Raw genomic sequence first — 17,714 nt, forward strand, 5'->3', positions numbered from 1 at the left:
CGGGCTGAAGCCCGGCCTACGGGCGGGGCCTAGGGTTGGCCGTTCGTCACGCCGCTGATCAACTGATAGGACAGCAGGTCGCGGATGGTGGCCGGGTCGCGCACCAGCGGATGGGCGGCCTTGGCCAGCCCCTTGCGCGACTCGGCCTCGCGGCGGAGCGCGGCCAGCCCCTCTTCGGCGGAAACGAAGCGAAAGCGCAGTTGCGCGCCCGCCGCGGCTTGTGCCACGCGCGGCAGGTCACAGGGCAGAACCGCACCGATGCGCGGGTAGCCCCCGGTTGTCTGACATTCCGCCAGCAGCACGAAGGGCGTGCCGTCGCCGGTGATCTGGATGTCGCCGGGCACGATGATTTCGGACAGCACGGACCGCCCGCCTTCGGGCGCAAACCCTTCACCCGGTGGCACGACACGCACGCCCATGCGGTTGCCGCGATTGTCGCGGTGAAATTCGGTATCCTCGAAGCGGTCGATTTCGGATTGCGCGAAAAGCCCGGTTTGCAGGCTGGGCACCACGCGCACGGTGCCGCCCGCGAAACGGTCGTCAGGGGGCAGGGCCAGGCCGGTTTCGGCGCCGCTGTCATCGCCCAGGGGCAGGACATCGCCAGCCGCGACGCGCGCGCCCAGCCCGGCGGCCAGGTGGACGGAGCGCGCACCCAGTATCGGGTCCGTGTCAATGCCACCGCCCAGGTGCAGGTAGCCATAGACGCCGGCGCGCGCGGCGCCGATGGTCAGGCGGGCGCCCGCCGGCAACAGATGGCTGGCGTTCCAGGCGATCGGGTCGCCATCAATCGCGGTTTGCATCGGCGCGCCGGTCAGGGCGATCCGGGTATCATGATCCACCTCGAACGTGCCACCCATGCCGGTCATTTCCAGCACGGCGCAGTCGGGCGATTGGCGCAGCAGGGCCGCGCCCTCGGCCAGGGCGCGCGTATCGGCGGCGCCGCCGCGCGACAGGCCCAGAGACAGGTAGCCAGGGCGGCCCATGTCCTGCACGGTGACGCCCGGTCCGGCCTGGTGAATGGTCAGGGTGCGGCTCATTCCAGCACCTCGGCCCGCGCGCCGCCATCGGCATCGGTGCGCATGTTTTCAAGTTCCTCGGGCGTGACCTGCGGAAACAGCACCTCGTCGCCCGGGCGCAGGATGAAGGGCGTGTCGCTTTCGGGGCGGAACAGGCGCATGGCGGTTTGACCAACGTGGCGCCAGCCCGTGGGCGTCGAGACCGAGAACAGCACAAGCTGCCGGATCGCCACGGTCAGCGCGCCCACCGGCACGCTGTCGGTCAGCGCGGTCTGGCGGGGGATGTTCCAGGCCTCGGGCAATTCGCCCAGGTAGGGTTGGCCGGGGGCGAAACCGATGGTCTGCACCCGGACGCGCGTTTGCGACAGGTGTTCGATGGCGTCCCGCGCGCTCAAACCGGCCTCTTGCGCGGCCTCGTCCAGTTGCGGGGCCATCTCGGTCCCGTAGACGGTGGGAATACGCCACAGGCGGCGGCCATCGGGCAGGGCGGCATCATACCAGTTGCGGCTGGTCAGAAGGGTCTGCACGTCGTCGTGCAGCGCCTGGGGCGTTTCGGCCAGCGGGTCGAACCGCAGGTAGGTCGAGACAAGCGAGGTGGAACATTCCTGCACGGCGGGCCAGCCGGACCCTTCGACCGCGGCGCGAAAGGCCAGCGCGGCGCGGTTGGCGGGTTCCGACAACCTGTCGCCAAAGCTGACCAGCAGGCCATCGAGGCCCGCGGGGCGGATTTGCGGCCAGTCGGTCATTGCAGGGCGTCGGGCAGGTAAAGCGCGATCTGCGGAAAGGCGATAAGGGCGGCCACCATCATCAGCATGGCCAGGACGTAGGGAATGGCGCCCAGCATCACCTCGGTCATGGAGCCGGATTGCCGCGCGCCCTGAACCACGTACAGGTTCAGGCCCACGGGCGGCGTGATCAGCGCCATTTCGATCAGCACGATCATCAGGATGCCGAACCAGATCGGGTCAAACCCCTGCGCGACGACCAGCGGCACGATGATCGGGATGGTCACGACCATCAGCGACAGGGTTTCGATGAAAAAGCCCAGCACGATGTAGATGCAGACCACCACCAGTATCAGCCCCATGGGCGACAGGCCCAGCCCGGTCAGGAAATCCTGCAACTCGCGGCCCAGCCCGGCCGAGGCGAGCGTGAAGTTCAGGAACGAGGCGCCGATGACGACCAGCATGATCATGGCGGTTATCTTGACGGTGCCCAGTATGCTGTCGATCAGCATCTGCGCGGTGATCCCGCCAAAGGCGCCCGCGATGGCCAGCGCGCCCGCGACGCCCACGGCGGCGGCCTCGGTGGGGGTGGCCCAGCCCTTGTAGATGGTGCCGATGATGACCGTGAACAGCAAGATGATCGGGATCAGGTCAAGCAGCGCGCGCAGCATGACGGCCAGTGGAAAAACCCGGCGCTCACCGCCCAGCGAGGGGCGGATCATGCACAGGATCATGGTGATGAGGACAAACCCCAGTGCCAGCGCGATGCCGGGGATCAACCCGGCCAGGAACAGCCGCGGGATCGAGGTTTGCGTGAGGAACCCGTAGACGATCAGGTTGATCGAGGGTGGAATCATGATGCCCAGCGTGCCGCCGGCCGCGATGGCGCCGGAAAAGAGCTTGGGGTCGTAGCCCAGTTTCTCGGCCTGTGGCATGGCGACGGTGGCCACGGTGGCGGCGGTGGCCACGGAACTGCCCGAGGTGGCCGAGAACATCGTGGCGGTGGCCACGTTGGCATGGATCAGCCCGCCGGGCAGCCAGCTGACCCAGCGGTCAAGCGCGGCATAGGTGCGCGCGGCCAGCCCCGAGCGCACGAGTATTTCGCCCAGCAGCACGAAAAACGGAATGGCGATCAGAGTGGCGTTGTTCGAGGTGGACCAGACGAGGTTGCCCAGCCCCCGGATCAGCGGGAAGGCGGAAAAGAACTGGTCGATGCCGAACCCCAGCAGGAACAGAACGATGCCCACGGGAATGGACAGGGACAGAAGGCCCAGCAGGCCGATGGTCAAAGCGCCGATCATTCCAGGGTCTCCGCCTCGGAGAAGCTGCCGATGGCGGCCTCGGATTTCGCGAATTCACCGCGCGCGACAAGCATCAGCGCAGCGGCAAACGTGGCCCAGGCGACGAAGGCGAACCAGACCCACCCGGCGAACCACGGCACCTGCACCAGGGCCAGCGGCGTTTCCAGCGGCGTGTTGGCGCGGCTGGAATTGTTCAACGAGCGTTCGACAACCGGCCAGGCGCGCATGGCGATCAGGGTGATCGTGCCCGACAGCACCAGCATGGCAAACAGGTCGAAAGCGGCCCTCAGGCGTTGGCCGGCGCGGGCGCGCAAGATGTCGATGCGGACGTGGCCCAGCTCCATCAGGGCATAGCCCATGCCCCAACTGGTGGCGATGGCCATGGCATAGCCCGAGATTTCATCGGTGCCGCCGAAAGAGGCCCCGACCTGGCGTAACACGATATCCAGCAGGACGAAGCCCGCGCAGGCCAGCAGGCCGATGCCGATGGTGATGGCCACCCACCGGTTCAGGCTGCGCAGGGTCGAAAGGATCGTTTCCGCCATGGTCGGGGCCTTTCAGGATCAGTTGGTGGGAACGGTCACGTCGACGACCTGGCCCACGCTTTCATTCCAGCGCGTCACCCAGTCGTCGCCGGCACGTTCGGCCCAGTCGGGCAGCACTTCGGATACCAGCACGTCGCGGGCTTTGGCGAAATCGGCATCGGACACGTCGACCAGCGTCATGTCGCGCGCTTCGCCGGCGGGACACTCGCCATTGCCGGTCAGGCAGGCGATGTCGTTGACCAGCGCATCCTGCGCCGTGGCCCAGGCCGGGTCTTCGAATTCGGCCTTGATCTGGGTTTCGATCAAATCCTGGGTTTCGGCGTCAAGGCCGTTCCACTTGTCCAGGTTGATGGCGGTCACGACGCTGTCCCAGCCACCCAGCGGGATCGGCATCAGGTGGGTCGAAACCTCCCACCAGCCGGCGGAATAGCCCGAGCCCGCGCCGGTGACTGCGCAATCCACGACGCCCTTTTGCAGCGCGCCGGGCACTTCGGAGAAGGCCACGTTGACACCCTCGGCGCCCAGGGCCTCAAGGAACTTGGCGGTCATGCGGCCCGAGGCGCGCACCTTCTTGCCTTCGAGATCGGCCAGTTCGGTCACCTCGGCGTTGCAGAACACCACCTGAGGCGGGTAGGGCGCGATGGCCAGCACATGGCTGTTGAAGCGGGTGTTGTAGATGTCTTCGACCATGGGCCGGGCGGCATCGACCATCGCGCGGGCCTTGTCGGCGGTCATGGCGATCATCGGAACGTCCAGCCCTTCGAGCTCGGGGGCGTCGGCCACGGCATAGTCGGCCACGGTCATGGCCACGTCATAGACGCCATCGCCCAGCAGGCGGAACACGTCGCCCACGCCCAGGTTCATCTGGTTGTGGGTGGTCAGCGACACGTTGAGCGACCCGTCCGATGCGGCGGGCAGCGTTTCCGACCAGAACGGCGCCTCGTATTGCTTGTGCAGCGGCAGGCCCGACCATGAGCCGACGACCGAAAGATCCTCGGCCAGGGCGGGGGCGGCCAGCGCCGTGGTGGCGGCAAGTGCGGTGATAAGGCGTTTCATCTTCATGCTCTCCTTGGTTGTCGTGTTTGCGTGGTGTGTTGTGGCAGCACCGGGGTTTCCGCATCCTCGGGGATGTCGGTGATCAGCATGTGACCGGGCTTGTGGGTGATGCACAGGGGCGGGCTTGCGGCTTCAAGCGCGACCTGCGGGGTCACGCCGCAGGCCCAGAAAACCGGCACGTGGTCTGCCGGGATGGGCGCGGGATCGCCCCAATCGGGCGCGCCCGGATCGGTGATGCCGATGGCAGCCGGATCGCCGACATGCACCGGCGCGCCGTGCGCCAGCGGAAAGCGGCGAGAAATCTCGCGCACCTCGTCGACGCGCGGGTTTGGAACGGCGCGCATGCTGACGACCATCTTGCCCCAGAACGGCCCCGCCGGGACCGTGTCGATGGACGAGCGGAACATCGGAACGGTGGTATCGTTGTCGATATGCCAGACTGGAATCCCGGCCTGCATCAGCGCATTTTCGAAGGTAAACGAGCATCCGAGGGCGAAGGCCACCATGTCATCGGTCCACAGGTCGGTGATGTCGGTGACGCTTCGGGCAAGCTGGCCATCGCGATAGATGTTATAGGCCGGCACGTCGGTGCGAATGTCGATGTCGCGGCCCATCGTCGTCATCATCGGGTTGCCGGTGTCCGACACGCCCACCAGCGGGCAGGGCTTGGGGTTGCGCTGGCAGAACCGCATGAAATCGAGCGCGTAGGCGCTGGGCAGGACGGCAAGGTTCGCCTGCAGGTAGCCCGCGCCAAGGCCTGCGGTATGGGCAGTATACTGGCCCGCGCGGATGGCCTGGCGGACGGTGGGCAGATCGGCGTGGCGCAGCCGGTTGTGATCGGTGGTCATGTGCATCCCCCATTGGACAGGTTCAGCGTCGCCGGGCGCGGCGATAAAAGCAAATCGAAATATTTTCTAGGTAGAGATAACCAATTGTTATCGCCTCGGGCCAGGCGGGGTTACACGTTGCACGCCGCGCGGTGGTGTCCGGCACGGCGCGCGCATGTCAGAGGTCAGCCGATATCCTGCGCGGCCTGAAAGGCCAGCGCGACCTCTTGCGCGGTCTGCGCGGCGGTTTCGACGATCTGGCTGCGCGGCTCGCCCAGGTAGGACGCGGTGAAGCGCAGGGGCCTTGGCTCCCAACCGGGGTCAAATTCGCGGATGCGCCCCTCGGCCACGTAGGAGGCGCCAAGGGCGCGGGGCAGGGCGGCCACGCCCAGGCTGGCCTCGACCAGGCGGAAGCAGGCCGAAAGCGACGAGGACGGAAAGATCGCCGCGCCGGGGCCGAGTCGGGCCAGAAGCTCGGCCCGGATTTCGCGGTAAGGCCGCGTGTTGCGCGCATAGGTCAGCACCGGCCGGCCGTCGAAATAGGCGGGGCCGGGCAGGTCGGGGGCGTCGGCGGCGACGTACCAGGCCAGCGCGAACCCCGGAAGCTCGATATTCTCGACAGTGTATTCCGAGATCGGCCCCAGCAGGATCGCCAGGTCGATTTCCCCGTCGAGCAAGCTTGCCCGCAGGTTCATCGAGATGTCGACGTTGAATTCGATTTCCAGCCGGGGGTAGAGCCGGTGCAACCGGGCGATCAGCTCGGGCAGCCAGCATTGCGCGATGGTTTCGGACACGCCAAGCCGCAGGTGGCCCTCAAGACCGGCAGGGTCGATCACGTCGCGGGCGACCAGTTCGGACAGATGTTCGAATTCCTCGGCATAGCGCAGCAGGCGCTCGCCCCGCTTGGTCAGGCGCATGGCGCCGCCCGACCTGTCGAACAGGGCGCAGCCCAGGCTTTCCTCGAGGTTGCGGATGCGGGCGGTCACGGCCGGTTGCGTCAGGTTCATGGCGCTGGCCGCGCGGCGCACGCCGCCCTTGCGGGTGACGAACAGAAAGGTGCGCAATTGTTCAAGATTGATCCGGCTCATGGCCGGTATCATCGGGCAGGCCCGCGCGGGTGTCGAGCGGGCTGTGCCGAAAATCCTGCGCGGGCGCGGGGCTTTGGCTTGTCTTGGCCGTGTTCAACGATATCGTGCAGGTGCCGAGGGCTGGCAAACCTGCAACGCGCGCCTTTGCCCGGAAACGAGACCCGCCTGAAAAAGGGATTCATGCCATGCCACTGTCGATGAACCGCAATGTCTTTATCACCTGTGCCGTCACCGGCTCGGGCAGCACGCAAGACCGCAGCCCGCATGTGCCACGCTCACCCAAAGAGATTGCCGACAGCGCCATCGACGCCGCGCGCGCCGGTGCGGCGGTGGTTCATTGCCATGTGCGCGATCCCGAAACCGGCACGCCGTCGCGGCGGCTGGAACTGTTCCGCGAGGTGACGGAGCGTATCCGCGCGGCCGAGGTCGACGTGGTGTTGAACCTGACGGCGGGCATGGGCGGAGATATCGTGTTCGGCGGCGTGGAGGCGCCCTTGCCCGTCGATGCCGGCGCGACAGACATGATCGGCGCGACCGAGCGGATGGCGCATATCGCCGAATGTCTGCCCGAGATCTGCACGCTGGATTGTGGCACGATGAATTTCGCCGAGGCGGATTACGTCATGACCAACACGCCCGGCATGTTGCGCGCGATGGGGGCCATGATGACCCGGCTGGGCGTGAAACCCGAGATCGAGGCCTTTGACACCGGCCATCTGTGGTTCGCCAGGCAGTTGGTCGAAGAGGGCACGCTGGCCCCACAGGCGCTGGTGCAGCTCTGCATGGGCGTGCCCTGGGGCGCGCCGAACGACCTGAACACGCTGATGGCGATGGTCAACAACGTGCCCGACGACTGGCATTGGTCGGCCTTCAGCCTTGGGCGTGACCAGATGCCTTATGTCACGGCTTCTGTTCTGGCGGGGGGCAATGTGCGCGTGGGGCTGGAGGATAACCTGTATCTCGACCGCGGCGTGCTGGCCACCAATGCGCAGTTGGTCGAGCGGGCGGTGACGCTGGTTGAAAACATGGGCGCCCGCGTGATCGGCCCGACCGAGGTGCGCGAGACACTGGGCCTGACAAAGCGGGCGCCGGTGGCATGAGCGGGCAGGCCCCGGCATTGGCCCATGAACGGAGCGATTGACATGAAGGCAGCAATCATCGGCGGTGGCGTGATCGGCGGCGGTTGGGCCGCGCGGTTCCTTTTGAATGGCTGGGACGTGGCGGTTTTCGACCCCGACCCCGAGGCCGCGCGCAAGATCGGCGAGGTGCTCGACAACGCGCGCCGCGCCTTGCCCGCGCTGTATGACAGGGCCCTGCCGGCCGAAGGCACGCTGCGCCTGCATGACAGCTTGGCGCCTGCCGTGGCGGATGCCGACTGGGTGCAGGAAAGCGTGCCCGAGCGGCTGGAGCTGAAGCACAAGGTGCATGCCGATATCAGCCGGCTGGCGCCCGCGCAGGCGGTGATCGGGTCTTCGACCTCGGGGTTCAAGCCCTCGGAACTGACGGCGCAGGGCGCGCGGGTGATCGTTGCGCATCCGTTCAACCCGGTCTACCTGTTGCCGCTGGTCGAACTGGTGGGCGCGGCCGACCATTGCGCGCGCGCAGCCGGCATCCTGCGCGGCGTCGGCATGTATCCCCTCACCCTGCGCAAGGAAATCGACGCTCATATCGCCGACAGGCTGCTTGAGGCCGTCTGGCGGGAAAGCCTGTGGCTGGTCAAGGATGGCATCGCCACCACCGCCGAAATAGACGAGGCGATCCGCATGGGGTTTGGCCTGCGCTGGGCGCAGATGGGCCTGTTCGAAACCTACCGCATCGCCGGGGGCGAGGCGGGCATGGCGCATTTCATGGCGCAGTTCGGCCCGGCGCTGGAATGGCCCTGGACCAAGCTGATGGATGTGCCCGAATTCACGCCCGAACTTGTCGAGCTGATCGCGGGGCAATCCGACGCGCAATCGGGCCACATGTCGATTCGGGCGCTGGAACGGCTGCGCGATGACAACCTGGTGGGCATGATGCGCGTGCTGAAGAAAACCGGCACCGGGGCGGGCGGCACGATCGGCGCGCATGAAACGACGCTGGACCTGCCATCGGATGACGGGCTGCCCGTCACCGTTCATCGGGTGATCCCGTCAGGCTGGACCGATCGCAATGGTCGCATGAACGAAGCCCGCTACCTTGAAATCGGCGCGCAGGCGACCGAACGGTTCATGGAAATGATCGGGTGCGACGCCGCCCATGCCGCGAAGGGGGGCGGTTACGTCACGCAGGAAGACAGCCTGCGATACCTGGCCGAACTCCACGCGGGCGAAACGGTGCGCGTCAACAGCCAGGTCTTGCTGGCCGAGGACAGCGAAACGCGTCTGTTTCACCGCGTTTTCAAGGCCGATGGAACATTGGCGGCCACGGTCGACACGGTGCTGTTGCATGTCGACATGGCCACGCGCCGCGGCGCACCACCCGATGGGCCGATGGCGGCCCGTTTGCACGAATTCGCGCGCGCCCATGCCCAAATGCCCTGGCCCGAGGGCGCGCGCAGGTGATCACAGCCAGTGCAGCAGCGCCAGCGCGATACCCGGGAATGCCAGCAAAAGCGCCAGCGCGACCAGGTCGGCGATGACGAAGGGGATCACCCCCCGAAAGATATTGCCCAGCGCGATGCCGGGCATCACCGAGCGCACGGTGAACACGTTCAGCCCGATGGGTGGCGTGATCAGCCCAAGCTCGATCACGATGATCATCACGATTCCGAACCAGATCAGATCGACGCCGGCATCATGCAAAACCGGCAAGAATATAGGCGTGATCAGCAGCAAGATACCTATCGTTTCGAACACCATGCCCAGAACGAGGCAGATTGCGCAGACCAGGACCACGATCGTCAGCGGCCCTATCGCGAAGGCGTCGACGAGATCGAGCAGATCATTGGGAAGCCCCGACAGGCTGATGAAATTCGCGAATACCAGCGCCCCGAAGATCACGGCAAACAGGGCGGCGCTGGTATGCACCGCCTCGATCAGCATGGAAAACAGGGCCTTGAGGGTTTGGATGTGCCCGCGCGCAAAGGCAAATACCCCGGCTGCGAAGGCGCCGATACCGGCCGCCTCGGTCGGGGTGAAAACGCCGAGCAGAATGCCGCCCAGCACAACCGCGAAAAGCACCAGAACGGGCCAGACCCGCAAGAACGCGGTACGGCGTTCGGGGCCGGGCAGTCGTCGCCCGGCGGGGCCTTTTGCGGGCCACAGGCGCACGGTGACTGCCACCGTCGCCATGAAAAGCGCCACCAGCAACAGTCCGGGCACCATCCCGGCGGCAAACAGTTTTCCGATGTCCTGCGCGGCGATCAGGCCGTAGACCACGAGCGGCACCGAGGGCGGGATCATGATGCCCAGCGTACCGCCCGCCGCCACCACGCCCGATGACAGCCTGTCGTCATAGCCATAGGCGCGCATCTGCGGCATGGCGATCTTGGTCATGGTCGCGGCGGTGGCCAGCGACGACCCCGAGACCGCCGAAAAGGCCGCCGATGCCAGAACCGACGCTTGCGCCAACCCGCCGCGCCGATGCCCGACAAGCCCATGTGCGGCGCGAAACAGATCTTCGGATATGTGGGCGCGATGGATGAAGACACCCATGAGCACAAAGAGCGGTATCACTGAAAGCCAATAACTGCCGGCGGTATCCATCACCTGTTGGCCCATCATGGTCAGCGCACCATTCCAGTTCCAACCGCGCAACCAGGCAAAGCCGACCAGCCCGACGCCCAGCGTCACGAATGCAAGCGGCAGGCCCAGAAGGCACAGCCCGATCACCGCGGAAAAGCCGATCAGGGCCGGGGTCATGAGGGGCCCTTGTCTGGCCCGAACCGGCCCTTGCGGCGCAATCGGCCGCGCCGGTGCCAGAGATCAGCGACGAATCCCAGAAGGCCGAGCGTCGAGATCAGCGCGCCCATACCGGAAAAGGCCCAGGTCGGAATGCCCAGCACGGCCGAGCGGCGACCGCTTTCCAGGCCCCCCAGCGCAAGCCGCCACAACACCCAGACCATCAGCGCATAGAACCCGAGAGTGAAGATGTGGCGGCCCCAGCGCGACACCAAGGGCAGGCGGCGCTCCAGCAGGTTTTCGAAAAGCCCGACGGTGATATGCGCATCATCGCGCGTGACAAAGGCGATGCCGCCGAAGACCACGATAATCATCAACCATTGGATCATCTCGGATGCGCCGAAGACCGAGGCGTTGAACCCATGACGCCCGACGACATCCACCACTGTCAGCAAGACCATCACCAGCATGGCGGCTCCGGTCAGGGCGACCATAAGCAACCTGATGGCTTGCCTGATCCGGTACAGTGCCATCAGTCGCCGTTGGTTGGGCGGGCCGCATCAACGGCTGCGGCGTAATCGGCCAGAACTTGCGCACCGTCGACTCCCTCGTCGCCCATCCTTGCAATCCACGCCTCGACCTGGGCGCGGCCCAGCGTCCTGAGTTCGTCCAGCATCGCCGGATCGCCCGCGACAAAGGCCACGCCCGCGGCCTTGAGCTCTTCATGTGCCTGGTGAAAGACCCGATCCTGGAACGCCCCCATCCAGCGCGCGAAATCGCCGCCCAGCGCGGCGAGGATGGCGGCGCGATCCGGTTCGGAGATGCGCGCCCATTTGTCCTTGCTGACGAAGAAGGAAAAGCTGGCCTGGAAAATCTTTTCGGGAAACAGCGTGACCGAGCGGGTGTAGTCGGTCAGCTTGAACTGGGCGATCTCGCTTTGCGGCACACCCACGTGACCGTCGACCACGCCCCGTGAGACGATTTCCAGCATCTGCACGGCAGGGCCGGAAACCACCGAGGCACCGGTTGCGGCGATCGTGTTCGCCGTTGCGCCGGGCACGGCCCAGATCTTGCGGCGCGCGATATCCTGCACCGAGTCGATGGGCGCGTCGGTGACCGAATAGAAATCGCCGCCGTTATAGGCGAAGACGCTCAACAGGACCGCGTCGCCAAAGCCAGGGCCGAAATGGGCCTGGTAGGTTTCCCAGATCGCAACGCTGCTTTGCTCGGCGCCGGCCTGCCCGACAAAAGGCAGAAGGGCGAACTGAATCGCGGGCACCTGTTCGCCCAGGAAACCGTTGAACTGAACGGCGCCATCCACGACCCCGTTGCGCACGGCCTCGTACTGGTTGGGTGGCGCGGCCAGCGAACTGGGCGGCACGCGCAACGCAACACGGCCTTCGGTTGCGGCGTCGATCCTGCGGCCCATCTCGGGCAGGAATTCGGAGCAGACATGGTGCCGGGGCGGAAAGAAACAGTTGAAAAGAATGGTTTCGGTCGCCTGAACCGGGGTTGAAAGGCTGGCTGCGACCAGCGTGCCGGTGGCGAATGCTGCGAGTTTCATCATGAGGTTCAGCGCCTATTCATTCTTGCCTTGCCGTGCCCCGAAAAATTTTGCTGGCGGGCTGAGTCATCGCCCGGACCCGGGGCTGCAATTCCGTTTATTGACCGTTTATTGACCGGGTGACAGGGCCACCGTGTCAGGCCGTGGCATGTCGTGGTTCGAGCGTAACACGTCTTCCTTGGTTCCAATGATGGTAATCCTTTGGAAACGGTGCGTTTCGCGCCGGGCAGCGGCTGGCTGCCCGGTGCCGTGGCGGCCAAACCGCCCACCCTCCGAAGGCGGCAGCCGCGGTCTGGATCGACACGCAGTGAGGCTTGTCTTTCCCGGTCAGCCACGTGTCATGAGTGACGGCATGTAGGTCGCGATCTGTGGAAACAGGATCAACAGGAGCGTGGCGAGGACGAGGACCAGGAAAAACGGAAAAGCCATCTTGGCGACGGTCAAAAGGTCATGCCGCGTCATCGCCTGAAGTATGAACAGGTTGATCCCCACGGGAGGCGTGATCTGCGACATCTCGATCACGATCACCAGGTAGATACCGAACCAGATCAGATCTATCCCCGCGGCCTGCACCATGGGCATGATCACCGATGCGGTCAGAACCACGATCGAGATGCCATCAAGAAAACACCCAAGCAATATGAACAGAAGTGTCAGTGCCAGCAGCAATTCGACCTGGCTGAGATCGAAAGAACCGACCCATGCCGCAAGCGTGCGCGGTATCCCGGTAAACCCCATGGAAACAGACAGGAAGGCCGCCCCGGCCAGAATGAGCGTGATCATGCAGGTCGAGCGCGTCGCCCCCGCGACGCTTTCGACGAAGGAAGCGTGCGTAAGCGTGCCCGACAGCGCGGACAAAACCAACGCCCCCAGCACACCGACGGCCGCGGCCTCGGTCGGGGTGGCAAAGCCGGCGTAGATCGAGCCGATCACTGCCACGATAAGCCCCAGCATCGGAAAAAGCCCAGCGGTGGCGCGGATGCGTTGAAGGAACGGCACGCGTGGCTCGGGCGGTGGTGTGCGGTCGGGATGCAAAAGCGACCAGCCCATGATGTAGCCCATGAACAGAAGCATCAGCATCAACCCAGGCAGAACGCCGGCAATGAACAGCCGGCTGATCGAAACCTCGGCGGCGACGCCGTAGACGATCAATATGATCGAGGGAGGGATGAGAAAGCCCAGCGTGGCAGAGCCCGCCAGGCTGCCGACGATCATCTTCTGGTCGTAGTTGCGTTTTTCAAGTTCCGGGATCGTGATCCGCCCGATGGTTGCCGTGGTTGCGGCGGACGAGCCCGAGACCGCCGCGAAAAGGCCGCAACTGGCGACGTTGACGTGCAGCAAGCGGCCGGGCAAGGCGCTCATCCACGGGGCAAGCCCCTTGAACATATTGGCGGCCAGGCTGGTGCGATACAGGATTTCGCCCATCCAAATGAAAAGCGGTAGTGCGGTGAGCGCCCAAGAATAGGACTGGCCCCAGATTGTCGTGGCCATGATGGCCCCGGCCGGTGCGCCGGAAAACAGTGCGATGCCCAGGTAACCGACGATCATGAGAGACAGCGCCACCCAGATACCGAGCGCAAGCATCACCAGCATGGCCCCGATCAGGAATAGCGTTACGAGGTTCGGGTCCATCAGGGGCGCGCCTCCGGTGAGGTGATTTCAGAAATGGATTGCCTGCCGTGGAAGATCGGCAGAGCCCGGCAGGGGGGCGTTGTGCCTTTGACGGCGGCGCATGGCACGCGAGGCAAGGCGACGCTCATAGCGGCTTTCCCCGATCATCTGTTTCGGTGACTTGCGCCTGGTTTCGATTCTCGGCCTCGATGAACGACGGGTCATGACCTGCCAGGGTGCGAACGAGGTCTTCCACGATCGCGATTCCGAACAGCGTCACGCCGACGGCCATACCCAGTTGCGGAAACCAGAGCGGCACCGGAACAAGGCCCGAGGTCACTTCGCCGCGCGAAAAATTCTGCAAGACCATGCCGATGGTGTGCCAGGCCAGCAAAAGCGTCATCGCGGCCGCGGTGGCCAGTGCAATGGCAAGAAACAGCCGCCCCGCCAGCCCGCGCAAGCCGCGCACGAAAAGCGTCACGCGGATGTGGCTGCCGTGGCGAAAACTGTAGGCGAGGCCCAAAAACGAGGTTGCCGCCAGGCAAAACCCCGCGAACTGGTCGGCCGATGGTATGATGGTGCCTAGCTGGCGTGCCACGATCTGGGCAGAAACGATCACGCAGATTGCCACCAGGAAAACGCCGGCCATTACACCGGCGGCCCAATATATCGCGTTAAGGGAGCGCGTGAGCATGATTATCCATCCTCTTGCATGCGCGGGCGCAACCCGCATTGGCGTCGAATGACCCAGGGAAAGATGCAGGCCGGCGATCAGTGCCGCCGGCCCGCACCGAGCGAGGATCAGTCCAACGCTTCGAGGATGGTTTTACCCTCGTCGCCAACGCTTTCGGCCCATTCGGCGGCCATCGTCTCGCCCACAGTGCCAAGATCGGCGCTCAATTCGGCGCTGGGCTGGTGCACGGTCATGTTCTCCGAAAGTTCGTTTACCGATTCAGTGGAAACGGTTTGGCTCATTTCCCAGCCGCGTGTCTCGGCTGCGGCCGCAGCATCAAGGATCGCCTTCTGCTGGTCTTCGGGAAGGTCCGAGAATGCAGATTCGTTCACGATGATCATGTTCTTGGGAAGCCATGCCTGCAGATCGTAGAACTCCGTCGTGAAATCCCACGCCTTGGTGCGCACGCCGGTGGCTCCGGAGGTCACCATTGCATCCACGATCCCGGTCGAGAACGCCTGGGGGATTTCCACCGCTTCGATGGTGGTCGGTGAGGCACCAAGCAACTCGGCCATGCGGGCGGTCGTCGCATTATAGGTGCGGAAGCGCATCCCCTCGAGGTCGCTGCCGGATGTCAGCTCCTTGTTGGTATAAAAGCCCTGTCCCGGCCATGGCACCGCGTAAAGAAGGCGTATCCCGTCTTCTGCCAGCTTGGCTTCGACCAGCGGGCGCTGGGCATCCCAAAGCGCCTTGGCATCTTCGTAGTTCGAGGCGATGAAAGGGATATTGTCGGCACCGAAAATGGGATCTTCGTTGAACAGGTTGGCCATCAGCACTTCGCCGATCGGCACGAACTGATTTTGCACCGCACGTTTGATCTCGGGGTGTTTGAACAGCGACGAGCCGGAATGGACGGTAATGCTCAACTCGCCAGCAGTTGCATCGGAAATCTCTTCTGCGAACTGGACGATGTTGCGGGTGTGAAATTCGGCATCCGGGTAGGGTGTGGCCATGTCCCATGATGTCTGGGCGGAAACGGCGCCAGGCTGCCCCAGCGTGAACACCGCTGCCGACACCGCGGCGAGTGTCTTGAACTTGGTGAAGGTTTTCATTTTCTAGTCTCCCTGATTATTCACGCCTTCGTCGCGGCGCATTTTTGCGTTGCGGCGTATCGGCAGCTTTGCCGGTGCCTTTATTGGCGACCGTGTCCCGGCACGCGGCGGGGCGGCGGTGACAGTGCAGGCGCGGACGCCAGACCCCTTGGCGGGGCTTCTATTTCCTTGCGGGCGCCACCCGTCGCATCAAGACCCCGAGCCAACGCGGCCCAAGCGGTCCGGGTGCGAATCCCCGTGTCGCCCGCTTGATTTTACGAATACTCCAATTTCTGGATACATTTCCAGAAAAATTGCCACTGTTTTTCCGGGGCGCGGGGTGTCGGCGATACCTTTGGCGCGCTAGTGTTCTTCCTAATAAACCTGTTTTTTATGAGTATTGAGGTGCATGCAGGATAATGTGGCCGGGTAATTTCGTTTTGACCGGCTGTTTTATTTCGCATACAAAATAGGCGTCTTGGTGCAGCGCACCTTATCCCGCCCCGATTGGGCCCAGTTCAAAGGTTCATGTCCATGCAATCTTCCGGCTCTTCGAGGCCGAACGCTACCGAACAGGCGTATCAGGCAATTCGCAAGAACATTCTTACAGGCAAGCTGGAAGAGGGGGAACGCCTGACCGAGACACGCCTTTCCGATGATCTGGGGCTATCGCGAACCCCTATTCGCGAAGCCATTGGGCGGCTGGTTCTTGAGGGGTTCATCGAGCGGCAAAGCGGGTACACGACCCGCGTTGCGCATTTCCCCGAGGACGAGGCGGAGCAGATCTACGAGATTCGCCGATTGATGGAATGCTATTCGGTCCAGCGCGCCGCGCGTCTGGCCACCGAAGAGGACATTGCCGAACTGCGACGCATCAACGCCGCCATGAAGGCTGACACCCCGCCACGGGACGAGGCCGCCAATCAACGCCTTACCGAGGCCAACGAGGCCTTTCACCGCGCGATCGTGGCGGCAGCCCGGTCACCGCGCCTGACGGCATTGATGACCACCGCGTTGGATGTCAGCATGGTCGTAAGGACCTATTCGATGTACTCGGAAAAAGACCTGATGCGCAGCCTGAACCATCATGCCGAAATCATCGACGCGATCGAGGCGCGCGCGCCGAAATGGGCGGCCAGCGTCATGTCGGCACATCTGCTTGCCGGGGCATCCCGCGTGGCGGCACGAATGCAGCACTCCAAGTCCGTGGCCGATCAATGATCGACACTGGCGCGCTTTTCGACCAGATCGCCGCGCGCGACGCGGCGCTGCACTTCTGCGAAGATTTCACAGCTTCGGGGCCTGTAGACCGCGCGCAGGCGGTGGGTGCGGGGCCTCTTGCGGGACGTGTGATCGGGATAAAGGCCAACATCGCCGTTGCCGGCCAGGGATGGACTGCCGGGATAGGTGCCCGTGCCAGCCGGATCGCGGCGGCGGATGCGTCGGTGGTGGCGGCATTGCGGGGCGCAGGGGCCACCTTGGTAAGCCGTCTTGCAATGGATGAGGGCGCGCTTGGCGCGTCAACCGACAATCCGCATTTCGGTCGCTGTGAAAACGTCGCGTATCCGGGCCATAGCGCGGGCGGATCGTCGGGCGGGGCGGCGGTGGCCGTGGCGGCCGGCCTTGTCGATGCCGCGCTGGGAAGCGACACGATGGGGTCGGTTCGAATACCGGCGGCCTATTGCGGGGTCTACGGTCTGAAGGTCGGGCAGGGAGTGCTGCCGCTTGATGGCGTGGTGCCGCTGGCGCCCAGTCTTGATGCGCTGGGCATTTTTGCAAGAACGCCTGCGGCCATCTCCGAGGTACTCGACGTTCTCGCACATGACGGCCCATTTCGGGAAACGACGGGTTGGCATGCACCGGGCAGCGAGTGGCTTGGCCGGTGCACGCCCGATGTCGCGGCATTTTTCAAGACATGCTCAACATTGCTTGGCGGTTTTCTGGGCCAGCCCGGAGAGATGCCTGAAATAGATCTCGACGCGCTGCGCGCCGATGCCTTTCTGCTGACCGAGATCGAAGGGGCCCAAAGCCTGGGCGCCGAGCCGGGGCTAAGCCCGGGCCTGCAAAAGCTGCTGGATTACGGTGCGAAGGTGCCGGAAGAAAAGGCGCGGGAGGTGCGCGCGCGGCTGGAAGCGGCGGCGCGTTGCCTGACCGACGGGCTGGGCCCCGGCTCCGTGGCGCTTTTGCCGACTGTCGCGGAACCTGCCTTTGCGCATGGCAGCCGCCCGCCCGTGGGCCAGGCGGATTTTACCGTTTTGGCCAATGTCGCCGGTTTGCCCGCCCTGGCTATTCCGGCACCTGAGTCAAAGCCTCCGGTCTCGGTGCAATTGCTTGGCCCCAAAGGCTCCGAGAGGGAGCTTCTTGCATTGGCGGAGAGGCTTGCAAGCGCACTGTAA

General features: G+C 64.6%; 17 protein-coding genes. 4 read left to right on the forward strand and 13 right to left on the reverse strand.

What is annotated here, in order from left to right:
* Positions 1–29: 29 nt before the first annotated feature.
* The 7 genes from M8744_RS12415 to M8744_RS12445 form a co-directional block, all read right to left on the reverse strand.
* Entirely contained in the window at positions 30–1,037 is a 1,008-nt protein-coding gene (locus tag M8744_RS12415; protein WP_251417623.1) for a 5-oxoprolinase subunit C family protein, read from the reverse strand.
* A complete protein-coding gene (locus tag M8744_RS12420; protein ID WP_251417631.1) occupies positions 1,034–1,762 on the reverse strand; it encodes a 5-oxoprolinase subunit B family protein in 729 nt (242 codons plus the stop codon). The genes M8744_RS12415 and M8744_RS12420 overlap by 4 nt, the downstream gene beginning before the upstream one ends.
* Positions 1,759–3,042 carry a TRAP transporter large permease gene (locus tag M8744_RS12425; RefSeq protein ID WP_251417638.1) on the reverse strand — a complete coding sequence of 428 codons (1,284 nt, stop codon included), beginning with the start codon at positions 3,040–3,042 and terminating at the stop codon, positions 1,759–1,761. Before M8744_RS12425 ends, M8744_RS12420 begins: the two co-directional genes overlap by 4 nt.
* The gene (locus M8744_RS12430; protein ID WP_251417645.1) at positions 3,039–3,587 is read right to left on the reverse strand and encodes a TRAP transporter small permease subunit; all 549 of its coding nucleotides are present in this window, start codon (positions 3,585–3,587) and stop codon (positions 3,039–3,041) included. Before M8744_RS12430 ends, M8744_RS12425 begins: the two co-directional genes overlap by 4 nt.
* Before the next feature lie 18 nt (positions 3,588–3,605).
* Positions 3,606–4,643 (reverse strand): TRAP transporter substrate-binding protein, encoded by a 1,038-nt coding sequence (locus tag M8744_RS12435; RefSeq protein ID WP_251417651.1) that lies wholly within the window; start codon positions 4,641–4,643, stop codon positions 3,606–3,608.
* Positions 4,644–4,645: 2 nt separating this feature from the next.
* On the reverse strand, positions 4,646–5,491 hold the full coding sequence (locus M8744_RS12440) for a putative hydro-lyase (protein ID WP_251417656.1): 846 nt from the start codon (positions 5,489–5,491) through the stop codon (positions 4,646–4,648).
* Between the two features lie 164 nt (positions 5,492–5,655).
* Positions 5,656–6,558: a LysR family transcriptional regulator gene (locus M8744_RS12445; protein ID WP_251417662.1), complete on the reverse strand. Its 903-nt coding sequence runs from the start codon at positions 6,556–6,558 to the stop codon at positions 5,656–5,658.
* Positions 6,559–6,743: 185 nt separating this feature from the next.
* On the opposite strand from M8744_RS12445, the gene bcoG reads away from it, so the two are divergent.
* Positions 6,744–7,658 (forward strand): 3-dehydrocarnitine:acetyl-CoA trimethylamine transferase BcoG, encoded by a 915-nt coding sequence (gene bcoG / locus M8744_RS12450; protein WP_251417666.1) that lies wholly within the window; start codon positions 6,744–6,746, stop codon positions 7,656–7,658.
* 42 nt (positions 7,659–7,700) lie between these two features.
* Positions 7,701–9,101 carry a carnitine 3-dehydrogenase gene (locus M8744_RS12455; protein ID WP_251417673.1) on the forward strand — a complete coding sequence of 467 codons (1,401 nt, stop codon included), beginning with the start codon at positions 7,701–7,703 and terminating at the stop codon, positions 9,099–9,101.
* On the opposite strand, the gene M8744_RS12460 is transcribed toward M8744_RS12455, so the two are convergent.
* The 6 genes from M8744_RS12460 to M8744_RS12485 all read right to left on the reverse strand — a co-directional run bounded on the left by M8744_RS12460 (position 9,102) and on the right by M8744_RS12485 (position 15,339).
* A complete protein-coding gene (locus M8744_RS12460; RefSeq protein WP_251417680.1) occupies positions 9,102–10,400 on the reverse strand; it encodes a TRAP transporter large permease in 1,299 nt (432 codons plus the stop codon).
* Positions 10,397–10,912: a TRAP transporter small permease gene (locus M8744_RS12465; protein ID WP_251417699.1), complete on the reverse strand. Its 516-nt coding sequence runs from the start codon at positions 10,910–10,912 to the stop codon at positions 10,397–10,399. The genes M8744_RS12460 and M8744_RS12465 overlap by 4 nt, the downstream gene beginning before the upstream one ends.
* Entirely contained in the window at positions 10,912–11,943 is a 1,032-nt protein-coding gene (dctP, locus tag M8744_RS12470) for a TRAP transporter substrate-binding protein DctP (protein WP_251417720.1), read from the reverse strand. Before dctP ends, M8744_RS12465 begins: the two co-directional genes overlap by 1 nt.
* A gap of 327 nt (positions 11,944–12,270) precedes the next feature.
* Positions 12,271–13,575, reverse strand: coding sequence for a TRAP transporter large permease (locus M8744_RS12475; protein WP_251417726.1), 1,305 nt, complete (start codon positions 13,573–13,575; stop codon positions 12,271–12,273).
* A 124-nt stretch (positions 13,576–13,699) separates the two neighbouring features.
* Positions 13,700–14,248: a TRAP transporter small permease gene (locus M8744_RS12480; RefSeq protein ID WP_251417731.1), complete on the reverse strand. Its 549-nt coding sequence runs from the start codon at positions 14,246–14,248 to the stop codon at positions 13,700–13,702.
* Positions 14,249–14,355: 107 nt separating this feature from the next.
* Positions 14,356–15,339, reverse strand: coding sequence for a TRAP transporter substrate-binding protein (locus tag M8744_RS12485; RefSeq protein WP_251417736.1), 984 nt, complete (start codon positions 15,337–15,339; stop codon positions 14,356–14,358).
* A gap of 507 nt (positions 15,340–15,846) precedes the next feature.
* Between M8744_RS12485 and M8744_RS12490 the strand changes: the two genes are divergently transcribed.
* Positions 15,847–16,539: a GntR family transcriptional regulator gene (locus tag M8744_RS12490; protein ID WP_251417741.1), complete on the forward strand. Its 693-nt coding sequence runs from the start codon at positions 15,847–15,849 to the stop codon at positions 16,537–16,539.
* Positions 16,536–17,714 (forward strand): amidase family protein, encoded by a 1,179-nt coding sequence (locus tag M8744_RS12495; protein ID WP_251417747.1) that lies wholly within the window; start codon positions 16,536–16,538, stop codon positions 17,712–17,714. The genes M8744_RS12490 and M8744_RS12495 overlap by 4 nt, the downstream gene beginning before the upstream one ends.

Origin of the sequence: Lutimaribacter degradans (assembly GCF_023703375.1) — a bacterium.
GTDB classification, from domain to species: Bacteria; Pseudomonadota; Alphaproteobacteria; order Rhodobacterales; family Rhodobacteraceae; genus Lutimaribacter; species Lutimaribacter degradans.